Annotated in this window: 21 protein-coding genes and 2 riboswitches; all 21 genes read left to right on the forward strand. The window is 35.0% G+C overall.

What is annotated here, in order from left to right:
* Positions 1-67: 67 nt before the first annotated feature.
* Entirely contained in the window at positions 68-397 is a 330-nt protein-coding gene (locus BN1242_RS08935) for an SCP2 sterol-binding domain-containing protein (protein WP_062354542.1), read from the forward strand.
* Between the two features lie 347 nt (positions 398-744).
* Entirely contained in the window at positions 745-1407 is a 663-nt protein-coding gene (locus BN1242_RS08940; protein WP_062354543.1) for a TadE/TadG family type IV pilus assembly protein, read from the forward strand.
* 33 nt (positions 1408-1440) lie between these two features.
* Complete coding sequence (locus BN1242_RS08945; protein ID WP_062354546.1) at positions 1441-3639, forward strand: DUF5702 domain-containing protein; 2199 nt, start codon at positions 1441-1443, stop codon at positions 3637-3639.
* Positions 3640-3669: 30 nt separating this feature from the next.
* On the forward strand, positions 3670-4347 hold the full coding sequence (locus tag BN1242_RS08950; protein WP_062354550.1) for a hypothetical protein: 678 nt from the start codon (positions 3670-3672) through the stop codon (positions 4345-4347).
* A 284-nt stretch (positions 4348-4631) separates the two neighbouring features.
* Positions 4632-5210, forward strand: coding sequence for a TadE/TadG family type IV pilus assembly protein (locus tag BN1242_RS08955; protein WP_062354554.1), 579 nt, complete (start codon positions 4632-4634; stop codon positions 5208-5210).
* A gap of 63 nt (positions 5211-5273) precedes the next feature.
* Positions 5274-6278: a hypothetical protein gene (locus tag BN1242_RS08960; protein ID WP_062354558.1), complete on the forward strand. Its 1005-nt coding sequence runs from the start codon at positions 5274-5276 to the stop codon at positions 6276-6278.
* Between the two features lie 163 nt (positions 6279-6441).
* A riboswitch (SAM riboswitch) is annotated at positions 6442-6553 on the forward strand.
* A gap of 309 nt (positions 6554-6862) precedes the next feature.
* The gene (locus tag BN1242_RS08965) at positions 6863-7888 is read left to right on the forward strand and encodes a methionine ABC transporter ATP-binding protein (RefSeq protein ID WP_062354562.1); all 1026 of its coding nucleotides are present in this window, start codon (positions 6863-6865) and stop codon (positions 7886-7888) included.
* Positions 7881-8549: a methionine ABC transporter permease gene (locus BN1242_RS08970; protein WP_062354565.1), complete on the forward strand. Its 669-nt coding sequence runs from the start codon at positions 7881-7883 to the stop codon at positions 8547-8549. Before BN1242_RS08965 ends, BN1242_RS08970 begins: the two co-directional genes overlap by 8 nt.
* 15 nt (positions 8550-8564) lie before the next feature.
* Positions 8565-9374: a MetQ/NlpA family ABC transporter substrate-binding protein gene (locus tag BN1242_RS08975; protein ID WP_062354570.1), complete on the forward strand. Its 810-nt coding sequence runs from the start codon at positions 8565-8567 to the stop codon at positions 9372-9374.
* Between the two features lie 274 nt (positions 9375-9648).
* Positions 9649-10017: a carboxymuconolactone decarboxylase family protein gene (locus tag BN1242_RS08980; protein ID WP_062354573.1), complete on the forward strand. Its 369-nt coding sequence runs from the start codon at positions 9649-9651 to the stop codon at positions 10015-10017.
* A 363-nt stretch (positions 10018-10380) separates the two neighbouring features.
* Positions 10381-11172, forward strand: a complete 792-nt coding sequence (gene sufC, locus BN1242_RS08985; RefSeq protein ID WP_062354578.1) for a Fe-S cluster assembly ATPase SufC — start codon at positions 10381-10383, stop codon at positions 11170-11172.
* Between the two features lie 43 nt (positions 11173-11215).
* Entirely contained in the window at positions 11216-12526 is a 1311-nt protein-coding gene (gene sufD / locus BN1242_RS08990; protein ID WP_062354582.1) for a Fe-S cluster assembly protein SufD, read from the forward strand.
* Positions 12526-13755 carry a cysteine desulfurase gene (locus BN1242_RS08995; RefSeq protein WP_062354586.1) on the forward strand — a complete coding sequence of 410 codons (1230 nt, stop codon included), beginning with the start codon at positions 12526-12528 and terminating at the stop codon, positions 13753-13755. The genes sufD and BN1242_RS08995 overlap by 1 nt, the downstream gene beginning before the upstream one ends.
* Complete coding sequence (sufU, locus tag BN1242_RS09000) at positions 13745-14182, forward strand: Fe-S cluster assembly sulfur transfer protein SufU (protein ID WP_062354589.1); 438 nt, start codon at positions 13745-13747, stop codon at positions 14180-14182. Before BN1242_RS08995 ends, sufU begins: the two co-directional genes overlap by 11 nt.
* Before the next feature lie 39 nt (positions 14183-14221).
* Positions 14222-15619, forward strand: a complete 1398-nt coding sequence (sufB, locus tag BN1242_RS09005; RefSeq protein WP_062354592.1) for a Fe-S cluster assembly protein SufB — start codon at positions 14222-14224, stop codon at positions 15617-15619.
* 238 nt (positions 15620-15857) lie between these two features.
* Positions 15858-17252, forward strand: coding sequence for a bifunctional metallophosphatase/5'-nucleotidase (locus BN1242_RS09010; protein ID WP_062354597.1), 1395 nt, complete (start codon positions 15858-15860; stop codon positions 17250-17252).
* 54 nt (positions 17253-17306) lie between these two features.
* A complete protein-coding gene (locus BN1242_RS09015; RefSeq protein ID WP_062354600.1) occupies positions 17307-17606 on the forward strand; it encodes a YunC family protein in 300 nt (99 codons plus the stop codon).
* 222 nt (positions 17607-17828) lie between these two features.
* A complete protein-coding gene (gene yunB / locus BN1242_RS09020) occupies positions 17829-18608 on the forward strand; it encodes a sporulation protein YunB (protein WP_062354605.1) in 780 nt (259 codons plus the stop codon).
* 109 nt (positions 18609-18717) lie between these two features.
* Positions 18718-18911: riboswitch (Lysine riboswitch) on the forward strand.
* Between the two features lie 127 nt (positions 18912-19038).
* Positions 19039-20652, forward strand: a complete 1614-nt coding sequence (locus BN1242_RS09025; RefSeq protein WP_062354607.1) for a Na+/H+ antiporter NhaC family protein — start codon at positions 19039-19041, stop codon at positions 20650-20652.
* A gap of 552 nt (positions 20653-21204) precedes the next feature.
* Positions 21205-22731, forward strand: a complete 1527-nt coding sequence (locus BN1242_RS09030; RefSeq protein ID WP_062354610.1) for a sodium-dependent transporter — start codon at positions 21205-21207, stop codon at positions 22729-22731.
* Positions 22731-22835 carry a methionine/alanine import family NSS transporter small subunit gene (locus tag BN1242_RS13235; protein WP_072136181.1) on the forward strand — a complete coding sequence of 35 codons (105 nt, stop codon included), beginning with the start codon at positions 22731-22733 and terminating at the stop codon, positions 22833-22835. Before BN1242_RS09030 ends, BN1242_RS13235 begins: the two co-directional genes overlap by 1 nt.
* Positions 22836-22916 lie beyond the last annotated feature (81 nt).

Genomic DNA, 22916 nt, shown 5'->3' on the forward strand with positions numbered 1-22916 from the left:
TATTGTTCAACTAATGGGGAATATATTAATAACTTGCTATTATTAGGAGAGGACGGAGTGGCTTATTATGGAGCGACTATTTCAGCAATGGCAAAATGCTATTTCTAATAAATACACTGTCTTACCGCTATTACCTTCCACGCCAATAAAAGTGATGATAAAGACAATGACAGAAACTATATACCTCTCAATCTCTAAAGAAACGATACAATTCCAATCGGAATTTATAGAAAATGTGGAATGCAAAATTGATTGTAACGATAATATTTTGGAAAAACTGTTGATTGGCAATATACGTTTACAAGAAGCAATTCGATTTGGAGAAGTAAATGTAGAAGGAAGCTTTCGTCATATATTATTATTAGAATCATTGTTTTATTTAGTTGGACAAGAATGATTGAACAAGAAAATACATTAAAATACTAATTTTTAACAAAAATTTAGGACTAAAAGCGGATGTGGATCCCTTTTAGTCCTTTTTATTTGGAAATTATTTAGTCGAATTTCATCACAAAAATAAGCATAATGCACTAGTAAATTAAATAAATGGTTAAATAGAACTAATTTTCGAAATAATACTGTAATTTTATTGACTAGGTTCTCTGCTGAACAATATAATTTTAAAAAGGGCTGTTGTGTAGGAATTGGTACAAATTTTTTGCAGTAGCTAAAGGGGGAGTTTAAAAAAGATTATCTGGTTCTTTAATAAAAAAGTGATTAAGAATTTGAAAAGGGGTTTTGCAAATGGAGCCCGGAAAATTAACCAAATTTAAAAGAGATGAACGAGGAGCATTTACACTCGAAGCTTCCATCTTATTTCCGATGATTTTAATTATGTCGTTTTGTTTAATTTTTTTCTTGATCGTGTTGTATCAAAAAGTAACAACACACCACATGGCAACAATGATTGCTGAACATATATCATTTACATGGAGTAATAGTGAAAAGGATATTGAATCAGGTGACTTTGAGTACTACACATCTGATCCAGAACACCCAGACGGACTTTATTGGTATTTAACAGGAAATAGCGCATTACATGAATTTCAAATATCTTTAGGTCCAGATAATATTTTAACTAACAAGAAAATAAATCGAATCAATGGTTGGAAAAATTTCGGTTCAGAAGTGGAAGTAGAGTTTGAAAATAATATATTAGGTACAAAAATACATGTAATGGTAAAAGATAAAATCCATGCTCCCAAGTTTTTAGCCAATATGATGGGGATGGAAACGATGCAAGCGAGGGTTACTGAACAAATTAATGTACCGACAGAGTTCATTAGAGTAGTAGACTTTACTGCATATTTTTCATTAAGACTAATAGAAATGCGAAGGGACATGAAAAACGATGCAAATTCCGCGATAGCCATTTTTGATAAAAAGGGTAATAAAGGGAAAAAATAAAGATAAATATAAAGGATTGTGAGGAACAAGGCCGTGAAAAGATTTATAAAAAGGTGTTTTCACAAGTTTATTATTGATGAAAACGGAGCGGTATCTATTTATCTTGTACTTGTTTCTATTTGTGTTTTTTTATTAAGTGCTGTCCTCATAGATTTTGCGAGAATTTTAGTTGCTGAAAGGAAAACGGAGCAGGCGATACAAGCAGGATTGCGAACAACTTTTTCTAAGATGAATAACAGCTATTATAAGTACGGGATGTTAGGACGAGATTTTAAGGAAAGTACTTTAGAAGATTTTCAAAATGCGGTAACAAAAAACCTCATACCAATAGATGGAGAAGGGGATTACTATAAATTTGTTGACTTAAAGTTAGAAGAATCTAAGATAGAGCCCGATCCAGAAAAAATGCTTGCTAACTTATATACTTTTGAAAATCAAGCAGTGGAAGACATGAAATATCGTGCTCCCTTTGAAATAACATTGGAAGTTATTGAAGGCTTGATGGGATTAAGCAGTGCGATGGAAGATGCTAGCGTTCTAGTTAAAGTTGGGAAAAATTTAGAAAAGGAAGCGAAAGAGCGTGATAAAAACTTAACAGATACAGGGAAACATTTGAATGAGGCACAAAAGGAATTAAATAAAGTTAATAGTAAAATTGGAGAAACAGGTTCACATTTTCCTAAAGTTGCGAGTTTGCGAGATATTGTTAAACATTTTGATACTTACAAGGAAATAATTGAAGAAGCAGAGAAGGAAAAATCAGAAGATGATGAAAAAGGGAATGAAAGTCCTTATTCAATAGAAGATGCTAGAACATTTGAAACGAATGTTAAAAATTTCGTCAGCTCGTTAATTGCTAATGCCGAGAGTGCTAAAAAACAGTTAGAAGACGGATTAACAGATTTGCAATTAGCGGAGACTAGGAACATTGCAATAAAGACGATATTAGAATCACAAAGGGATCAAGTTGGGAAAAACTTCACAAAAGCTAAAGATTATTACAATAGGCACGGTAAAGGGAGTAATAAAGATACAAAAATTGGTGAAGCAGAAGATAATATGAGAAGAGCCAATCAAAAACTGGATGATTATCATATGGATCCTGCCTTTTTTACTGATTTGGAAAAATTGATAAAAACAACCATTGAAAAAATTGATCTTAACGTACAAAACTCCTTATTAAAGCGTTTAAACGAATTGCAAGGAATAACAAATAATTTAAGTTCTGCCTCGAAGTCAGGTTTAGCCGATAAAATTAACCATATAAAAAATAGTAGCTCTAATGCGGTGAAGGCTGTAAATAATGCTCTTAATAAATTTGAAAACCGTCCTGTTTTAGGAGATGAAAAAGAAACGAAGGATAAGGAAAAACAAGCAAAGACAAATTTAGAAAATGGAAATAAACATATTTTGAAATTAATTGAACAAGCAGCACGTTGGGCTCATGACTATACAAATTACCGTTATTTAATTGAAAGAATGGAAGTGTATAAAGGAGTTCCAGATGGAGAACCAAACAAACCACCGATGGATGAGCCGAATGACTTTTCTGCAGGGGCTTTTGAAATTATTGAAGGGCTGTTTAAGGAACTAGGTGATTTGTTAGAAAGTGGAAGGAATCGTTTATACGTAAATGAATATTTGCTAACACGATTTAAGAGCCATAAATTTGACTTGCCTATCGAAGAACAATTTCTCTTAGTTGATAATGAAGTGGAGTTTATTATTTACGGGTTGGACAATACTGCGTTAAATTTTGGCGCTGCATTGACAGAAATATTTGTCATCCGTTTTGCCATTAATTTTATTGAAGCCTTTACTTCATCTGAACTTAAATTCGCCAAATTAACTGGCAAGTTTATGCTCATTGCCGCATTAGCATATGCCCTAGCACACACCCTCGATGATATGGGAAAATTAACAGCTGGAAAGAGTATTGAGTTTTTTAATAATACAGAATTTTACACAAACTACAAGGATTATTTACGGTTTATTCTACTTTATCATCCAAGGGGGAGCCAAATGCAACGGGCAATGGCCTTAATTGATTTAAGAAGCGGAAAAAGTGATTTGACGAAAGTAGCAACAAAGGCGAGAGGAGAAATCACCACTTCCGTTGATTTATGGTTTTTGCCAGGCGTGGCGAAATTATTATCTAATACGAATGTACTTAACGGTAAAGTGATAGATGGAAGATATCATATTAAAGAGGAATTTCATTATTCATATTAACGACAATTGAACAAGATGGGGGAAACAATCATGAAGACAGAAATGAAATTAATTTCAATCGCAGCAGCTATAATTTTCATGTTCCTACTTACAGGATGTAATAGTGCAAAGCAAGAATCAAAACAATCTCCGAAAGAAACAGATGTGACGGAAAATACAAATTCTTCAAATGAAGATGATGGAAATGAAGAAGATAAAACGAATGATGGCGTTGATTCTGAAGATGGTTCCATGGATGAAAGTGAGTTAAATGATGAGGGTGATTTTCCACCAGATCAAACGAACTTAAAAATTGGTGAAAAAGCAGAGATAATGTCTATGGTTAACCATTATGAAATTACGTTAAAATCAGTTGAGTTATTAGATGAATTAAACGGGGAAACACCAGATTTAGATTTTTATTTTCGAGCAGTTGTATCGGTGAAAAACTTAAGTGATAAAGAACTGCACTTAGCTGATGTTGCAGATGTCTTACAAATATCAGATAGTAAAGAGGGAAGCGGTTCATCAGACGTTTCTGCTAAATACGGTTATGATGATTTTGATAAAATTCTTCAACCTGGAGAAACAGGTGAAGCAACAATGATTTCCCAAACATATAAAAGCAAGGAACAATATTATTTATTTCTCGGCAAGGGTCTGAATAGTGAAGGTGCGGGAGTAATGAATTTAGCATCGTGGGCATTTAATGAATCGGATGTGAAATAAAATATTTTATGGATAAAAATATTTTCTATTTATGATGGATACTTTCGTGTTCATTTTTTTTCGCAGAAGTCTCCTACATCGTCTTTGAGGGATGAATGCAATACGCCAAGACGAAACCGAATGAAACCGAGGCATCTTAAGACTTATAGCTCAAGCTGCGTGACTAACATAGTGTTGGCATATGTCCTTCAGCAGTTACCATGCCTGGGTAGAGGAAAAACATCCACATGCTCGAAAAATTCGGATAAACTCGTCTTGGTGCATTTGATTTGTGGAGGTGTATCATGTTATCTCTCAAGAAAAATGAAACAGGCAGTATGACATTAGAAGCTGCACTTATCATTCCAATCTTTTTAATTTTTTTTATGGTGCTAGCTAACTTTATTCGCATCGCTGTTGCGGATATGGCGTTAACGAAAGTAGTATCCGATACAGTAGAAGATATAGCAGCATACTCGTATCCTGCTGTAGCGCTGACGGATGCAGCTACTACTAAAATAGACGATTGGATTCATCGAACATCTAATGGAGTCGTTAATCTTGGAGATTTAGAGAAGTTAATTTATAAAATGACCGAGAACTTAGGCTATGAATTTAGTATATACGATTGGGGTGGGCTCTTATTACCAAATAAGCTCACTAACACTGTTCGAAACAAATTTGCCAATACGGTTGGAGATACAATGTTTGATCCAGAAAAATTAACTGTGGATGTAAAATATACAAATGATATGCAAGGTTCCATTGAAATAACCGGGACACTAGAGGTTACTTTGTATATCCCATTTGTCGATTATTCTATTTACCTTAAAAAACGTGCCCATGAAGGTTTATGGTCTTTATCAAGTCAGCCTGCAGGGTAAAAAAGCGTTCCTTATTGGTTGAAAAGGTGGCATATGTTTTCTTACTTACGAAGTAGGTGAATTATGGTAGGTTTAATAAAAAATAAGAAAATTTGGATATGGCCAGTATTAGTATTGGTCGTTTATTTCTTTTTAAAATTTTCCGGTGTATTGGATAATGACTTAATGCATGCTCATAGTCAAATAGAAAAAAAGCTTAGAGAATTTATTTATGAACAAATGGGGGAGAAGACAAATTTACCGAAAACTTGGCTAAATGCGGAATTGGAGAAAAACAGTCATTTGCTAAAAGACAGGATATTACCGGACGGAATTTCTGTGAGTTCTGTTGGAAGGGCAAAAAGTAAAGAAGTGGGAATAAAACTAGTTGCAGATTTACATGGGGATTTAAATGAAACTTACAAAACTATGCTTGAGCATGCAACGAAAATATTTTACTTTGCTTTTGATGATTCTTTAGTAAGAGGGATATGGAATGTTTTCATCGATCAGGATATTTCTAGCGTGTATATCCAATGGCATTTACCTGCAAAAAAACAGCCATTTCAGCAATTTGAATTAACTCCAATCATGACAATAAAATTAACTGAAGGGCAATATAATAAATGGAAACGTAAAACTACTCCTGAATCAAACATATTAAATTATGTTCGATTAGAAGGGGGAATCATTCCAACAACTAATAATGGCAATGGTTTTTATCGTTTAGGTGAAGAAGTTCAATTGAGGGATGTAACGGTTTCGTTACAAGAATGGAAAATGATATCAGACACTTTATTCGTCACCTATACAATAGAAAATAAAAGTAATTACAAAGTGAAATTTAATCCCGCGGAAAATCTACATGTTTATTCAGATAGTAAATTAGAAAGATTTAGGCCGATAAATTATCAAAAACAAAAAGGATATATTGCTAGTGGGCAAAAAATTCAATTGACCACTGAGTATAATGTTACAAGTAAGCCGAAAAACATTGCTGTCTTTTTTACCGGACTTACCTATTACCAAGAAGAAGAGAATATGGATCATTTTCTCGAAAAACTAACTGCTCCTTGGCTTCTTCATTAATTAAACAACAAACTTTGGGAAAAGCGCTTTAACTTTTTACTTAAATTCTCACGAAAAAGGTTGATGGCTAGCCTCCTTTTGAAGTGAAAAATCTTTTAGTTGACAGAGTAATTTTACCCTGCTACAATGACATTTATAATAATTTAATAGTTAATTAGTCTTGCTCTTATCAAGAGAGGTGGAGGGAAGTGCCCTATGAAGCCCGGCAACCGTCAACGTTGATGTTGAAATGGTGCCAATTCACACAAAGTGTTAATCACTTTGAAAGATGAGGGAAAGGACATTCGATAATGTATTGTCGTACGCCTTTCTGCTCAGTTGTGTAGAAAGGCGTTTTTATTTGTTTAATTTCTTAGTTACTTTGTTGTATATAAATAATTTTGCACAAACTAAGTTTTAACTTTATATTGCAGAAGACCTTTCCTACTATAAATGGGGGAAGAATACAAAACAACTAAAAGAATCTCGGTTGAATAAAGTTAAAGCTTTCGGTGGATGTTACGATTTTTCCATAGAAGAACTTTGAACGAGTAAATGGAATGTAAATAATCCAAGGTGAAATTGAAAAAATGAGGATGGTTTAAATGATTACAATTAATAATGTAAAAAAGTACTTCGAAACAAAGGCCGGTAAAATTACAGCGGTAGACGAAGTTAATTTGCAAATTAAAGAAGGGGAAATATTTGGCGTAATCGGCTATAGTGGAGCCGGTAAAAGTACGTTAATCCGATTATTAAATGGCCTAGAAGTACCATCGGAAGGATCTGTTATTGTCGCTGGGAAAGAAATATCTAAAATTCAAGGCGAGAAGTTACGACGTGCCCGCCAAGAAATTGGGATGATCTTTCAACATTTTAATTTGCTTTGGTCAAGAACCGTTCGGCAAAACATTGCTTTTCCACTAGAGGTTGCCGGAGTTCCAAAAGCGAAAAGAGAACAACGGGTGAATGAACTAATTAAACTTGTTGGCTTAGAAGGTCGGGAACATGCTTATCCTTCCCAATTAAGTGGGGGACAAAAGCAAAGGGTTGGCATAGCACGGGCACTTGCTAATAATCCAAAAGTTTTACTTTGCGATGAAGCAACATCCGCCCTTGATCCGCAAACTACAGACCAAATATTAGAGTTATTAGTAAATATTAATAAGAAATTCGGGTTAACCATTGTATTAATCACCCACGAAATGCATGTCATAAAAAAAATCTGTCACCGTGTTGCAGTGATGGAAACAGGGAAAGTTGTAGAGATGGGTCCTGTGTTAGACGTATTTAAAAACCCACGAGCACAAATAACGAAACGTTTCGTACAAAAAATTACGGAACAAGAAGATACGACAGATGTTATCCAACATTTATTAGAAAAATATAAAACAGGCAAGATTGTTAAATTATCTTTCATAAATGAAACGGCAGAACAGCCAATTGTGTCCAGGTTAATGAAGGAACATCCGGTTACAGTAAATATTTTACAAGGAAATATTTCGCAAACACAAAATGGGACTTATGGCTCGTTATACATTCATTTAGATGGGGATGAAGTCAGTATTACAAAAGTATTAAATGTTTTAAAACAGGAGCAAGTAGGAGTGGAGGTTATCAATCATGATTGATGCAATTTTTCCGAATGTTGACTGGGAAAAGGCTTTGGAAAAAACCGGAGAAACTCTATACATGACTGGTATGTCAATTATTGCCATCTTTTTCCTCGGAATTTTGCTCGGTTTAATTTTATTTTTAACATCGAAGGACAATATATGGGAAAATAAACCGGTTAATTTTCTCGTTTCATCCATTGTCAATATATTCCGGTCCATTCCATTTGTTTTGCTTATTGTTCTACTTATTCCATTTACGAGTTTTCTCATCGGCTCTATGATTGGAAAAGAAGCAGCTATACCGGCACTGATTATTGGTTCTGCACCATTTTATGCGAGGATGGTAGAAATTGGTTTGCGTGAAATCGATAAAGGTGTTATTGAAGCAGCAAAAGCAATGGGAGCAAAGACTTCAACGATTATTTTCAAAGTCCTTATACGAGAATCAATGCCAGCGCTCGTTTCTGGTATAACAGTAACAGCTATTGCTTTAGTTGGTTATACGGCAATTGCCGGTGTTATCGGTGCAGGTGGTTTAGGAGACTATGCTTATTTAGATGGTTTTGCTCAAGGGAAAAATGACGTAACTTTTTTTGCTACGTTATTAATATTATCCATTGTTTTTATCATTCAGTTTACTGGTGATTTTATAACGAAAAAAATAGACAAAAGATAAGGGGAGAATATTAAGATGAAAAAACTTTTAACATTTGCATTAATTTTATTTTCAGTAATTGCTTTAGCAGCGTGTGGGAACGACAAGGAAGGCAAATTAGTAATTGGAGCAACGAACAAGCCTCATGCCATGATCTTGGAAAAAGCAAAACCATTGTTAAAGGAACAAGGGATTGAGTTAGAAGTAAAAACATTTGCCAAGTATGAATTGATTAATCCTGCACTTAATAAAGGAGATTTAGACGGAAACTTTTTCCAACACATTCCATATTTAGAAGCACAAAATAAACAGTTTAACTATGATTTTGTAAATGCCGGTGGAATTCATATTGAGCCGATGGGGATTTACTCACAAAAATATCAAACATTAGCAGATTTACCTGATGGAGCAGTGATTATAATGAGTAGCTCTGTACCTGATCACGGAAGAATTTTAACTCTATTTGAGGCAAACGGTCTAATTAAATTAAATGAAGGCATTGATAAAACAACTGCAACTATTGATGATATCGCGGAAAATCCAAAGAATCTTCAATTTAAATATGATTATGCACCAGAGTTGTTACCACAAATATATAAAAACAACGAAGGAGATGCGGTCGTAATTAATTCCAACTATGCCCTTGATGCTGGTTTAAATCCGCTAGAAGATAGTATTGTAATTGAAGACTCACAATCTCCATATGTGAACGTTATTGCTGTTAAGAAAGGGAATGAAAATAAAAAAGAAATAAAATCTTTAATTGATGTCCTTCACTCTAAAGAAATACAAGATTATATTTTAGAGGAATGGGACGGTGCTGTTGTACCAGTTACTGTAAAATAGTAGCAAAATAAGCTGTTTATCCTCATTTTAAGCATGAGAGTTACGGCATTGGCTGTACAATTGAGAAAATATTATGTTGAAAAGACTCTACTTTTACTTCGTCTTCAGAAGTAAAGATGGAGTTTTTTTAGTTTGAGATTGTAATCATACATCTCGATGATTACTGCTGGGGAAGGAGAATGGAAACGAATATAGAAAACAATTTTTTTGCTGGAATAATTCTATATGGAATTTACATACTATCTTTGAATATAAACAAGGATGGTGATATGAAATGGATGTTATGGAACCAAAAAACACAACGGAGGCCATTTTGCTAGATTACAAAAAAGGAATAGGAACCTTTACGCAAAAAATGCCTGAAATTGCTAGCTACTACAATGCTTTTACGGAAAGTTGTTTTAAAGCAGGAGTTTTGAGCGAGAGAGAAAAACAGTTAATTGCTCTCGGTATAAGCATTTATAACCAAGATGAATATTGTATGATTTATCATACGAAAGGTTGTATTGACCAAGGTTGTAGTGAACAAGAAATTTTTGAAGTAGCAGGTGTTGCAGCTGCATTTGGTGGCGGGGCTGCAATGAGTCAAGCTGTCACTAGAATTCAAGAGGCATTAGAGGATTTTAATCAAACGAAGCACTAATGATTATTTCATTCTCAATTACTGACTGTTATTGATAGGAAAAAATTTAAAAAAGTGAAAAAACGCTTTTACATATAGTTCGAAATGAACTATAATTAAATTATCGAACTTATGAAAATCTGAAACCAGTGTTAAAAGAGAAACACTGGTTTTTTCCTTTATAAACTATTACTTAATGATTTTAATAAAAAAAACTACTCCAGCATAGGAATATAAAACCTCTCTGTATATAAGATTCACTCCTTTTCATAATGATTTCAAAAAGTTGCTTATAAATTTCATTTGTTATAAGATTGTAATGAGAATAAATTGAGAATGAAATTATGAAAACTATATAATAAGTTATAAATGGAGGTAAGCAAAATGGCAGGATCAACTTTAGTAATTAAAGATCTTCATGTGGAAATTGATGGGAAGGAAATTTTAAAAGGAGTAAACCTTGAAATAAAAGGTGGCGAATTTCATGCGATTATGGGCCCAAATGGTACAGGTAAGTCAACACTTTCCGCAGCAATTATGGGTCATCCAAAGTATGAAGTAACAAAAGGGAGTATTACATTAGATGGGCAAGATGTCCTTGAAATGGAAGTGGATGAACGCGCAAGAGCGGGGCTATTTTTAGCGATGCAATATCCAAGTGAAATTAGTGGCGTAACTAACTCAGATTTTTTACGTTCTTCCATTAATGCTCATCGCGGTGAGGGAAATGAAATCCCATTAATGAAATTTATCCGTACAATGGATGAAAAAATGGAACTTTTAGAAATGGATTTAGATATGGCACAACGCTATTTAAACGAAGGTTTCTCTGGTGGAGAAAAGAAACGGAACGAAATTCTTCAATTATTAATGATAGAACCAAAAATTGCAATTCTTGATGAAATTGACTCAGGACTTGATATTGATGCATTAAAAATCGTAGCGAATGGAATTAACTCCATGCGCAACAGTGAGTTTGGATGCATGATAATTACTCACTATCAACGCTTACTAAATTACATTACTCCTGATTTCGTTCATGTAATGATGCAAGGACGTGTTGTGAAATCTGGTGGTCCTGAACTTGCTAAACGTTTAGAAGCTGAAGGTTATGAATGGATTAAGCAAGAATTAGGAATTGAGGACGAAACAGTTGGTGTAGAACAAAAAGCATAAACAGAACGGAACAATCGTCTTGCATGATAGAAGGAGGATTAAAATGAGCACACAAACACAGTATTCTTTAGATGATAGGTATCTCGAAAAGTACTCTTTAGAAAATGGAGAGCCTGATTGGTTTCAAGCAATACGTCAAACAGCGTATAAAGAAGCACAAAGTTTGCCGATGCCAAAACCTGATAAAACAAAAATTGATAAATGGAACTTAACTAATTTCCATACACATACCGTTGTAAATGAGAAGATTTTGGATTTAAACCAACTTCCAGAGAAAGTAAAAAACTTAGTGAATGTAGACAATGAAAATCAAAACCTTTTTATTCAATACAATCAAACAGCAGCGTATTTACATGTTTCTAATGAGTTAAAAGAAAAAGGTGTAATATTTACTGACATATTTACTGCAGTTAAAGAACACGGCGAGTTAGTCCAAAAATATTTTATGAAAGATGATGTGAAAATAAGTGAACATCGCTTGACTGCATTTCATGCTGCATTTGTTAATGGAGGAGCATTTCTATATGTTCCGAAAAATGTTGTCGTGGAAGAACCAATTCAAGCAATCTTTGTTCACGATCATGAAGATGCACCGTTAATTAACCACGTACTAATCGTTGCTGATGACAATAGTTCTGTCACGTATGTTGAAAACTATGTATCTTTAAATAATGAAGCAAATGCAATTGTTAATATTATTGCTGAAGTATTTGCTAATGAGAATGCTAATGTGAATTTTGGAGCGGTAGATACTTTAGCAAAAGGCATTACAACTTATGTCAATCGTCGAGGCATTACGTCAAGGGATGCTAAAATCGATTGGGCACTTGGCTTAATGAACGATGGGAATACTATTTCTGATAATATTACTAATTTGATTGGTGATGGGTCTACCGGTGAAATGAAGACGGTTGTTGTAGGGCGTGGTGAGCAAACTCAAAACTTTACAACTGCGGTCGTTCATTATGGTAAACATACAGAAGGACATATTTTAAGTCATGGAGTGATGAAGGATAAAGCTTCTTCTGTATTTAACGGGATTGGTAAGATCGAACATGGTGCAATGAAGTCTAATGCACAGCAAGAATCACGTGTTCTAATGTTAAGTGAAAAAGCACGTGGTGATGCAAATCCAATTTTATTAATCGATGAAGATGATGTAATGGCAGGGCATGCTGCGTCTGTTGGTCGTGTCGATCCAATCCAATTGTATTATTTAATGAGTAGAGGAATTACTCGAAGTGATGCAGAGCGATTAATTATTCACGGATTCCTTGCTCCAGTTGTTGATCAATTACCGATTGAAGGAGTTAAAAAACAGCTAATTGAAGTAATTGAAAGGAAAGTAAAATAATGGAAGTAGAACGCATCCGAAGCTTGTTCCCAATATTAAATCAAGAAATTAACGGTAAGCCACTAGTTTATTTAGATAGTGCGGCAACTTCCCAAAAACCTTTAACGGTTATTAATGCCATTAATGACTATTATCGTGAATATAATTCAAATGTTCATCGTGGGGTTCATACGTTAGGAACGAAAGCGACTGATGCTTATGAAAAGTCAAGGGAAAAGGTACGGAAATTTATTAATGCTAACTCTTTAGAAGAAGTAATTTTTACAAAAGGAACTACTGCCGCATTAAATATAGTCGCACAAAGTTATGGGCGTGAGCAGTTAAAACATGGCGACGAAATTGTTTTAACTTTCATGGAACATCATAGTAACATCATTCCTTGGCAGCAAGTTGCGAAAGTTACAGGAGCGACATTAAAGTATATTCCTCTACAAAGCGATGGAACTTTAACACTAGAAGATGTGCAGAAGACAATTACAACCAAAACGAAAATTGTTGCAATTACACATGTTTCTAATGTGTTAGGGACGATAAATCCAATTAAAGAAATTGCAGAAATCGCCCATAAAAATGGAGCAATTGTCGTGGTAGACGGGGCGCAAAGTGCACCACATATGAAAATTGATGTACAAGAGTTAAACTGTGACTTTTATGCGTTCTCAGGCCACAAAATGTGCGCGCCTACTGGAATTGGCGTTTTATATGGAAAAAAACATCTATTAGAAAAGATGGAGCCAGTAGAATTTGGTGGGGAAATGATTGACTTTGTTGGCTTGTATGAATCGACATGGAAGGAATTACCGTGGAAATTTGAAGCTGGAACACCTATTATAGCTGGTGCAATCGGCTTAGGTAAAGCGATCGATTTCCTGGAAGAAGTCGGCTTAGATAATGTGAAAGCACATGAACATGATTTAGTTGGCTATGCTATGCAACAGCTCAGTGAAATAGACGGTATTACCATTTATGGACCAGCTAATTCAGAAAAGCGTGCCGGTGTTTTAACATTTAATATAAATGGAGTACATCCACATGATGTGGCAACAGTTCTAGATATGGAAGGTGTCGCAGTTCGGGCAGGTCACCATTGTGCTCAGCCGCTCATGAAGTGGTTGGAGGTTACTGCAACAGCTCGTGCAAGCTTTTATTTATATAACACTAAAGGGGATGTAGACCGGTTAGCAGAGGGACTCTTGAAAGCGAAGGAGTTTTTTGAAAATGTCTTTTAATAATTTAGATTCGCTATACCGACAAGTGATAATGGATCACTATAAAAAACCACGTAATAAAGGAGTTTTAGATAATAGCGATTTAACCATTGACATGAATAACCCAACTTGTGGTGATCGAATTCGTCTGACGATGAATCTCGAGGGTGATAAAGTTTCGGATGTGAAATTTGAAGGGGAAGGTTGTTCTATTTCTATGGCCTCCGCCTCGATGATGACGCAACTGATTAAAGGAAAAGATGTCGAAACAGCCTTGAAACTCTCCCATATATTTTCGGAAATGATTCAAGGGAATGACTATGAAGATAATCTCGATTTAGGTGATATAGAAGCTCTCCAAGGTGTTTCCCAATTTCCTGCGCGAATAAAATGTGCGACACTAGCATGGAAGGCAATGGAAAAGGGAATCCATCAACATGAGGAGTAATCATCTGTTTTAAAATGTATAGAAGTGGAGGAATGAATGATGGCGAAAAAAATGCCTGATATTGGCGATTATAAATATGGTTTTCGCGATAAGGACGTTTCTGTTTTCCGTTCTGAACGTGGCTTAACGAAAGAAATCGTTGAGGAAATCTCAAAAATGAAAAATGAGCCACAATGGATGCTTGACTTTCGTTTGAAATCTCTTGATATTTTCTATAGTAAACCAATGCCGCAGTGGGGTGGCGATCTTGCCGGACTAAACTTCGATGAAATTACTTACTATGTAAAACCTTCCGAAAGAACGGGTCGTACTTGGGATGAAGTACCGGAAGAAATCAAGCGTACGTTTGATAAACTAGGGATTCCAGAGGCGGAACAAAAATATTTAGCAGGGGTATCTGCGCAATATGAATCGGAAGTAGTTTATCATAATATGAAAGAAGATCTTGAGAAACAAGGAATTGTTTTTAAAGATACGGATTCAGCGCTACAAGAAAATGAAGATATATTTAAAAAATATTGGGCTACAGTTGTGCCACCAACCGATAATAAATTTGCTGCTTTAAACTCTGCTGTTTGGTCTGGAGGTTCCTTTATTTATGTGCCACCTGGTGTAAAAGTGGAAACACCTCTCCAAGCATATTTCCGGATTAACTCTGAAAATATGGGTCAATTTGAACGGACATTAATTATTGTTGATGAAGGTGCTCATGTGCATTATGTGGAAGGATGTACGGCACCTGTATATACAACTAATTCCCTTCATAGTGCCGTAGTGGAAATTATCATTAAAAAAGACGCATACTGCCGTTATACGACTATTCAAAACTGGGCTAATAACGTTTATAACCTCGTAACAAAACGCGCAGTTTGTGAAGAAAATGCGACAATGGAGTGGATTGACGGGAATATCGGTTCAAAGCTAACAATGAAATATCCAGCTGTCATTCTTAAAGGTGAAGGTGCTCGAGGAATGACCCTATCTATTGCCTTTGCGGGCAAAGGACAGCATCAAGATGCAGGAGCGAAAATGTATCATTTAGCACCAAATACTTCTTCAACAATCGTGTCGAAATCGATGTCGAGACATGGTGGAAAGGTAACCTACCGTGGAATCGTTCATTTCGGTCGTAAAGCGGATGGTGCAAGAGCAAATATCGAATGTGATACTTTAATTTTGGATAATAAATCAACTTCAGATACCATTCCTTATAATGAAATATTTAATGATAATATTTCGCTTGAACATGAAGCAAAAGTATCAAAAGTTTCTGAAGAACAATTATTCTACTTGATGAGCAGAGGAATCTCTGAAGAAGAGGCTACAGAGATGATTGTAATGGGCTTTATCGAGCCATTTACAAAAGAACTACCAATGGAATATGCTGTTGAGATGAATAGGTTGATTAAGTTCGAAATGGAAGGCAGTATTGGTTAATTTCCAATATATATCTTTCAGTTAAAAATTCCATCATAACATATCCGTATGAAACACTCGCCTAATATAGGTGGGTGTTTTATTATATATATAAGGTGTATTGAAGTACGATGTTGGTTTTTGAAAAGTAACGAAGGTTTTTAGTTTGTATTTGTCACAATCATGGATAGTTTGATTTGTCTATCATGAATATAATGATTTATAAAAAATATCTCTAGTTGTAAAAAGAGGGGCTTACATGTTTGAAAAAATTGTAATTTATCATACGAATGATTTGCATAGCCATTTTAAATATTGGCCAAGAATCGAGCAATCATTGATACGGGAAAGAAATGAAATAGAAAATGAAGGGAGATCGATGTTTTTATTTGATATAGGTGATCATGTTGATCGGTTTCATCCGTTCACCGAGGCAACATTAGGTCAAGGGAATATTCAACTAATGAATAAGAGCGGCTATAATGCTGTTACGATTGGAAATAATGAAGGAATTACATTAGCTCACGAACATTTAGATACTTTGTATAAAGAGGCAACTTTTGATTGTGTATTATTAAACTTATATAAATTGAATGGTAATCGTCCTAATTGGCTGAAACCGTATCAAGTATTTCAAACGAATTCCGGGGTAAAAGTTGGAGTAACAGGTGTTACGATCAACTATACAAGTTTTTATGAACCGTTGGATTGGAAAATAACTGATCCTTTTGAAGAGTTGGCAACTTGGCTACCAGTAATTCGTGAGCAAGTCGATATTTTAATCGTATTATCACATTTAGGTTTAACAGACGATGAACGAATAGCGAATGAATTTCCTTATGTCGATGTCATTTTAGGTGGTCATACACATCATCTATTGCCAAACGGAAAAATTGTCAATAATAGTCTGCTTTGCTGTACAGGGAAATTTGGTTTTTATTTAGGCAAAGTAGAACTGCTATTTGATAAAAAGTCACGAAAACTAACAGAAAAACATGCTTCGTTAATTGATACGAAAGAACTGCCAGAAACAAGTGGCGAGGAACAATATAATAGTGAATTGGAAGAAAGAGGAAGGAAACTTTTATCTCAGCCAGTTGCTTTTTTACCGAAAAGGTTGGAAACGAATTGGTTTCAAGAAACGGAATTTAATAATTTGCTATGCAGGGCACTGACAGAATGGTGTGATGCAGATTGTTCTTTTATTAATGCTGGCATTTTGATTGATGATCTGCAGCAAGGTATAGTGACAGAGTATGATATACACCAAATTTGTCCACATCCAATAAATCCTTGTACGATAAAACTGCAAGGCTCTGAATTAAAAGAAGTAATTTTACAGACTTTGGAAGATAAATATACGACACTAGAATTAAAAGGGTTCGGTTTTCGGGGTAAAGTGTTTGGAAAAATTATTTATGATAACTTAACGTTTACCGGAGAAGGCGCTGCTATTCAAATTTATATAAAGGGTGAACCATTAATAATGGATGAATTATATACTGTTGCCACCATTGATATGTTTGCCTTTGCAAAATTTTACCCTTCCCTAATTAGGAAGGAAAAAAATTTTTTTCTACCAGAGTTTATTCGAGACATATTAAAATGGAAGTTACGGATTGACTACCCATGTCCTAGTTCTCCATACAAGTGATTTTCACCAATTCCCCTTTTCTACATAAATTATTAACGAAAGGGGCGAAAATAAATGGTTGAAGTCAAGCCTTTAACAATCGAGGGCAAAACATTTATTGCAGTTTCTGTTCAATTACCGAAAACTAATTTATTAGCAGTGATGAATGACAATGGGTATATTATGTGTGGGGCATTAGATGTGGCCTTACTTAATGAAAAGCTAGCTAACCGTAAAGTTATTGCTGGAAGAGCCGTTGGTGTTAGAACCATTGAAGAATTGGTTAATGCACCGTTGGAATCTGTTACGGTTGAAGCTGAAACTCTTGGGATTCATAAAGGGATGATTGGTAAGGAAGCTCTTTTACTAATGTAAAAATATAATACCCTGCTAACATGCAAAATAGGTATTCATTCTCGGCGCAAAAAATTAGGCAGAGACTAACTCGAGAAACTTTGTCAAAATATGAATTGCATCTCTTTGATAATGCGAGTCATATTTTCACTGGTCGATGATATTATTGTTGTTGAATAACAAAAAAATAAGCTAAAACCTCCGTTGCAAGCATACATATAGCTTGTAAGGGGGGGATTTTTTTTGGCAAGATTTCGTAAGAGGAACTTTCGCACTGGGAAGCCTTTGCCCTTTCGCTACGTTCTATTACTGTCCATTGTATTTTTTATTTTATCTTCCACTATTGGGTTAGCAATCGTTAATATTGCAATTAAGCCACCATTGACTGCATATGCAGAATCTCAGTCAGTTAACTTAGCTACTTATGTTATAAATAAAGCAATCGAAGAAGAGGTAGGTAACGGGTTAAGCTTAGACGAGATGATCAAAATTATACCTGTAGAAGGAAATACGGTAACAGTTTTCGATACGGATAAAATTCTCCGTGTTTCAAAAGATATTACTAACAATATTTTAAAAAATATTAATGCTGTTGAAGAAGGTCATGTATATTCCACAACTATAATAACGGATGGAGATATTAATGAAGTTCATGCTAAACATGGGGAGGGAATTCACTTTAAAGTACCATTCGGTAGAATTACTGATAATGTGCTTCTAGGCAGTCTAGGACCAGATATCCCGGTAAAATTTCATGCAATTGGTGATGTGGAGTATGATATTAAAACGGTTAGAGAGCATCACGATATAAATAGTACTTGGTATGAAATACGTCTGCATATGAAGGTAGGCATACAAATAGTTGTACCGTTTCTCACTGAACTTAAAGTAGTGGAGCAAAATATTTTATTAGCAGCAGGAGAAATTAAAGGAAAAGTTCCACAATTTTATAGCAGTAATGGTGGTTTAGCCCCTTCTATTCAAATCCAACCAGAAGATGTAGAGGAAAAGGATGGAGGTTAAGAATGTTTCTTAAAATTAGGCGTTTTTTTTGAAATGGAATGTTGCTATGAGGAGAAAGTTCTGTTATATTAATAGATAATTAAATATTAATCTCTCAACATCATCAATCCGATGGGGTAGAGGCCGCAATATTTATGAGTAGTCTTCGTGAGGATGACAACAATGATCGAAGACGAAAGGAAATGTTGCCGAAGTGAATAATAAATTGTCCCATTTATATTCACTGGGGTCGCTTTGAACAAGAGTGACACTGTCATTATGAGTAATACGTGCAACATCTCATAATGGGGAGCTACAGATCGTGATGGAGGAAAAATACGTTACCAAAGAGTAATGATAGTTTTCTCTATCGTTACTCTTTTTTTATTTCTAGGTAACCATTCTTCGGTCAGTCAGCTTCCCCAGTAAAAAACTGGAGGAGGAAAAAACTATGGTGAATTCAATTTATTCCATTTTACCGCCAATCTTTGCAATTTTAATGGTAATTTTAACGAGGAGAGTTTTACTTTCATTAGGTGTAGGTATTTTTACTTCGGCATTATTTTTAGCGATTGATGCAAAAGAAGGTTTCATTTCTGTATTATTAAATACTTTGCAAAATATTTGGTTTTCTGTAAAAGGTATTTTTGTTGATGAGGGTGCACTGAACACTTGGAATATCTTTATTATTTTATTTTTAATCATGCTCGGCGTTATCACTGCCTTTATATCTATTACTGGAGGTAGCAGAGCTTTCGGTGAATGGGCGATTACTAAAGTAAAGTCTCGTACTGGTGCTCAAATTGTTGCAGCAGTGATGGGAACTATTATTTTTATCGATGACTATTTTAATGCATTAGCAGTCGGTCAAATTTCAAGACCAATTACCGATAGGCAGAAAGTATCTCGAGCAAAACTTGCTTATATTATCGATTCGACATCGGCACCAATTTGTGTTGTATCTCCAGTTTCTAGTTGGGGAGCCGTCATCATCGCTTTAATTGCACAAATTTTAGTAGAACATCAAATTACAGGATATAGTGCATTCTCTGCTTTTATACAAATGATTCCGATGAATTTCTACGTATGGTCTTCACTTTTATTAGTGTTTTTTGTTGCATGGCGCAATATTGATCTTGGACCAATGAAAATTCATGAAAGCCGTGCAACCCAGACAGGAGTAGTATATGATGCTAGTAAATCAATTCCTGGTGAGTTAAAAGAGGAATTACCTGTTAGTGAAAAAGGAAGAGTTAGTGATCTAATTTGGCCAATTGTTATGCTTATGGTTGGGACAGTTGGATTTATGATATGGACTGGGTATGAAGCGGCAGGTCCGGGGGCATCGATTTTAACCATTTTTGAAAATACTGATGTTGCCAAGTCACTCGTTCTTGGTGGCTTAGTGGGCTTATTAACGACTATTGGAACATTTATAAATCATACTTTTAAATCAAGCCAAATTACTTGGAAAGTGTTTTTTAAAGGAGTTATAGCAGGAGCAAAGTCTATGCTGCCGGCGGTTTATATATTAATTTTTGCTTGGACAATTGCCAGTTTAATAGGTCAATTGCAGACTGGAGATTATTTAGCTGCACTTGTTGCAAATTCTAATTTAAATCTTGCTTGGTTACCTGTGATACTGTTTCTTGTTGCAGGGATTATGGCTTTTTCAACCGGAACTTCCTGGGGCTCATTTGGAATATTACTGCCAATCGCTGGTTCTATTATTGCTTCCACTGATGTGGAGCTTTTATTACCTGCATTAGCAGCTGTTTTAGCAGGTGCCGTTTTCGGAGACCACTGCTCACCTATTTCTGATACGACGATTCTTTCTGCTACAGGTGCTGGTTGTAATCATATGGACCATGTGATAACGCAATTACCATATGCGCTAATTGCAGCAACAGCGGCAAGTATAGGATATATATTAGTCGGATTTACTGGATTTTATTGGGTTGGATTAATTGTTTCTTTATTTATCATTACAGTTTTCTCTTTAATTTTTGGGTCAAAATCCGTACCGGTCAATACAAATGTAAAAACCGTATCGCAAATAGAATAAAAAATATTTAGCTAGAACAATTTAATTATCTTTTCATAAGATTAGCTATCCAATTAGAAGTCAAACACCCACAATCGATGGGCTGTTTAGGAAGACGCTTTTTAATTGGATAGTTTTTTTATTTCTCTGTAATTATATGAAAATATTATATTAGTAAATTACTATTGTGCATGATTATACGATGAATTTAAACCAATGACCGTTGTTTCACCTATTGTTTTTAATAATTAATCAAAGGATGATATGAAAGAATATTCGTTCAAATACTATATAGATGCCTATTTGTCCTAGTGCAAATCGATGAAAAGGGACTGATGGATACAAAATGTTTCTTTAAAAGTGTAGGGAAAAAACTCATAAGATAATATCAGTAAAAATAAAGAGAACATAGAATCATAGGGAATTAAATGTTGTATTTATTATTTAAAAATAATTTTGACTTTTCCGTTTCTTGCCTATATACTAGTGTTAATTATACCGAATTATTGAAAAATAGGAAAGTTTCCTATCTATCTAATAATTTGGTAAAAATTTGAAAGGGAGGTTAACTTTATGGAAAATCGTGCCCAATGGGGAACGAGAGCAGGTTTTATTTTAGCAGCAATTGGCTCGGCAGTAGGTTTAGGTAACATTTGGCGTTTTCCAGCAGTAGCATATGAAAATGGAGGTGGTGCATTCTTTTTACCTTATTTGTTTGCCTTATTAACAGCAGGAATTCCGATTTTGATTTTGGAATTTACGATCGGTCATAAGTACCGTGGTTCTGCGCCACTATCTTTTGCAAGAATGAGCAAAGGTGCGGAGTGGATAGGTTGGTGGCAAGTATTAATTTCCTTTGTAATTTCAACATATTATGCTGTCATTGTTGCTTGGGCAATTTCCTATGCTTGGTTTTCTGTCAAGCTTTCGTGGGGAAGTAATACAGAGGAGTTTCTTTTTAATAGTTATTTGAAAGTAGAAAGTGCTGGTAATTTCGGCAGTCTTGTTCCTGGCGTATTCATTCCTTTACTGATAGTTTGGCTTGTGGCATTAGGAATATTGTTTGCTGGTGTTCGAAAAGGAATTGAAATTGCTAATAAAATCTTTATTCCTACCCTTGCGATTATCTTTTTAATTGTTTGTATTCGTGCATTATTTTTACCTGGAGCTTTAGACGGGGTGGAGGCCTTTTTTAAACCCGATTGGAGTAAAATAATGGATGGAAAAGTTTGGGTAGCAGCATACGGGCAAATATTTTTCAGCTTATCTATTGCTTTTGCTATTATGATTACTTATTCTAGTTACTTACCGAAGAAAACAGATATCACGAATAATGCGTTTATTACTGGATTTGCAAACTCATCCTTTGAGTTGCTTGCAGGTTTTGGTATATTTGCCGCCTTAGGTTTTATGGCATTTACAGCTGGTAAACCTATTGATGAAGTCGTAGCAGGAGGAATTGGCCTAGCCTTCGTTGTTATTCCAGAAATAATTAATCAAATGGGCTTCTTGAATGAAGTATTTGGGGTTTTATTCTTCCTATCTTTAACCTTTGCAGGATTATCGTCGTTAATTTCTATAAGTGAGACATATATTTCTGGGATTCAAGAGAAATTTAATACAAGTCGAGCAAAAGCGGTAGTAGTTGGTGGTGGATTAGCTGCGCTTATATCTTTAATGTTTGCGACACAAGGTGGTATTAACTTCCTTGATGTTGTTGATTACTTTATTAATCAGTTTGGTGTTGCTTTAGCAGGTCTGTTTGAAGTGGTGTTAATTGCTTGGTTCCTGCGCCAGCTTAATCCTTTACAGCAGCATGCTAATGCTATTTCGGATATTCGCCTTGGCGCTTGGTGGAAAATTAGTTTAGGGGCGATTACACCGATAGTACTCGGTTATATGATGTTTGACTTGCTTCGAGTAAACTTAATTAGTGATTATGATTTTAGTGATAATCCATATCCGCGTGAATTTTTATTTACTTACGGCTGGACGGTAGCATTGGGAGCAATATTAATTGGTGTCTTAATTTCTCGATTAAAATGGAAAAAGCAAAGTTTAGAAATTCCAGTATCTAATAATAAGGGGGTTTCAAGCTGATGGATGTAAGTGCAATTGTGATGATGGTAATAGGTGTGGTCGTTATTTGGGGTGGTCTTGCCGCGAGTATCATCCATGCAGTAATTAAATCAAAATCTAATTAAAACTAACTGATTTGGGGCTCTCCGAATCCGAATTTCTAGTTTCCATCCATTGAGCTTGGTACCTAGAATCTTTTGGTCGGA

The sequence above is a fragment of the Bacillus kwashiorkori genome (assembly GCF_001375515.1).
Taxonomy (GTDB): domain Bacteria; phylum Bacillota; class Bacilli; order Bacillales; family Caldibacillaceae; genus Bacillus_BK; species Bacillus_BK kwashiorkori.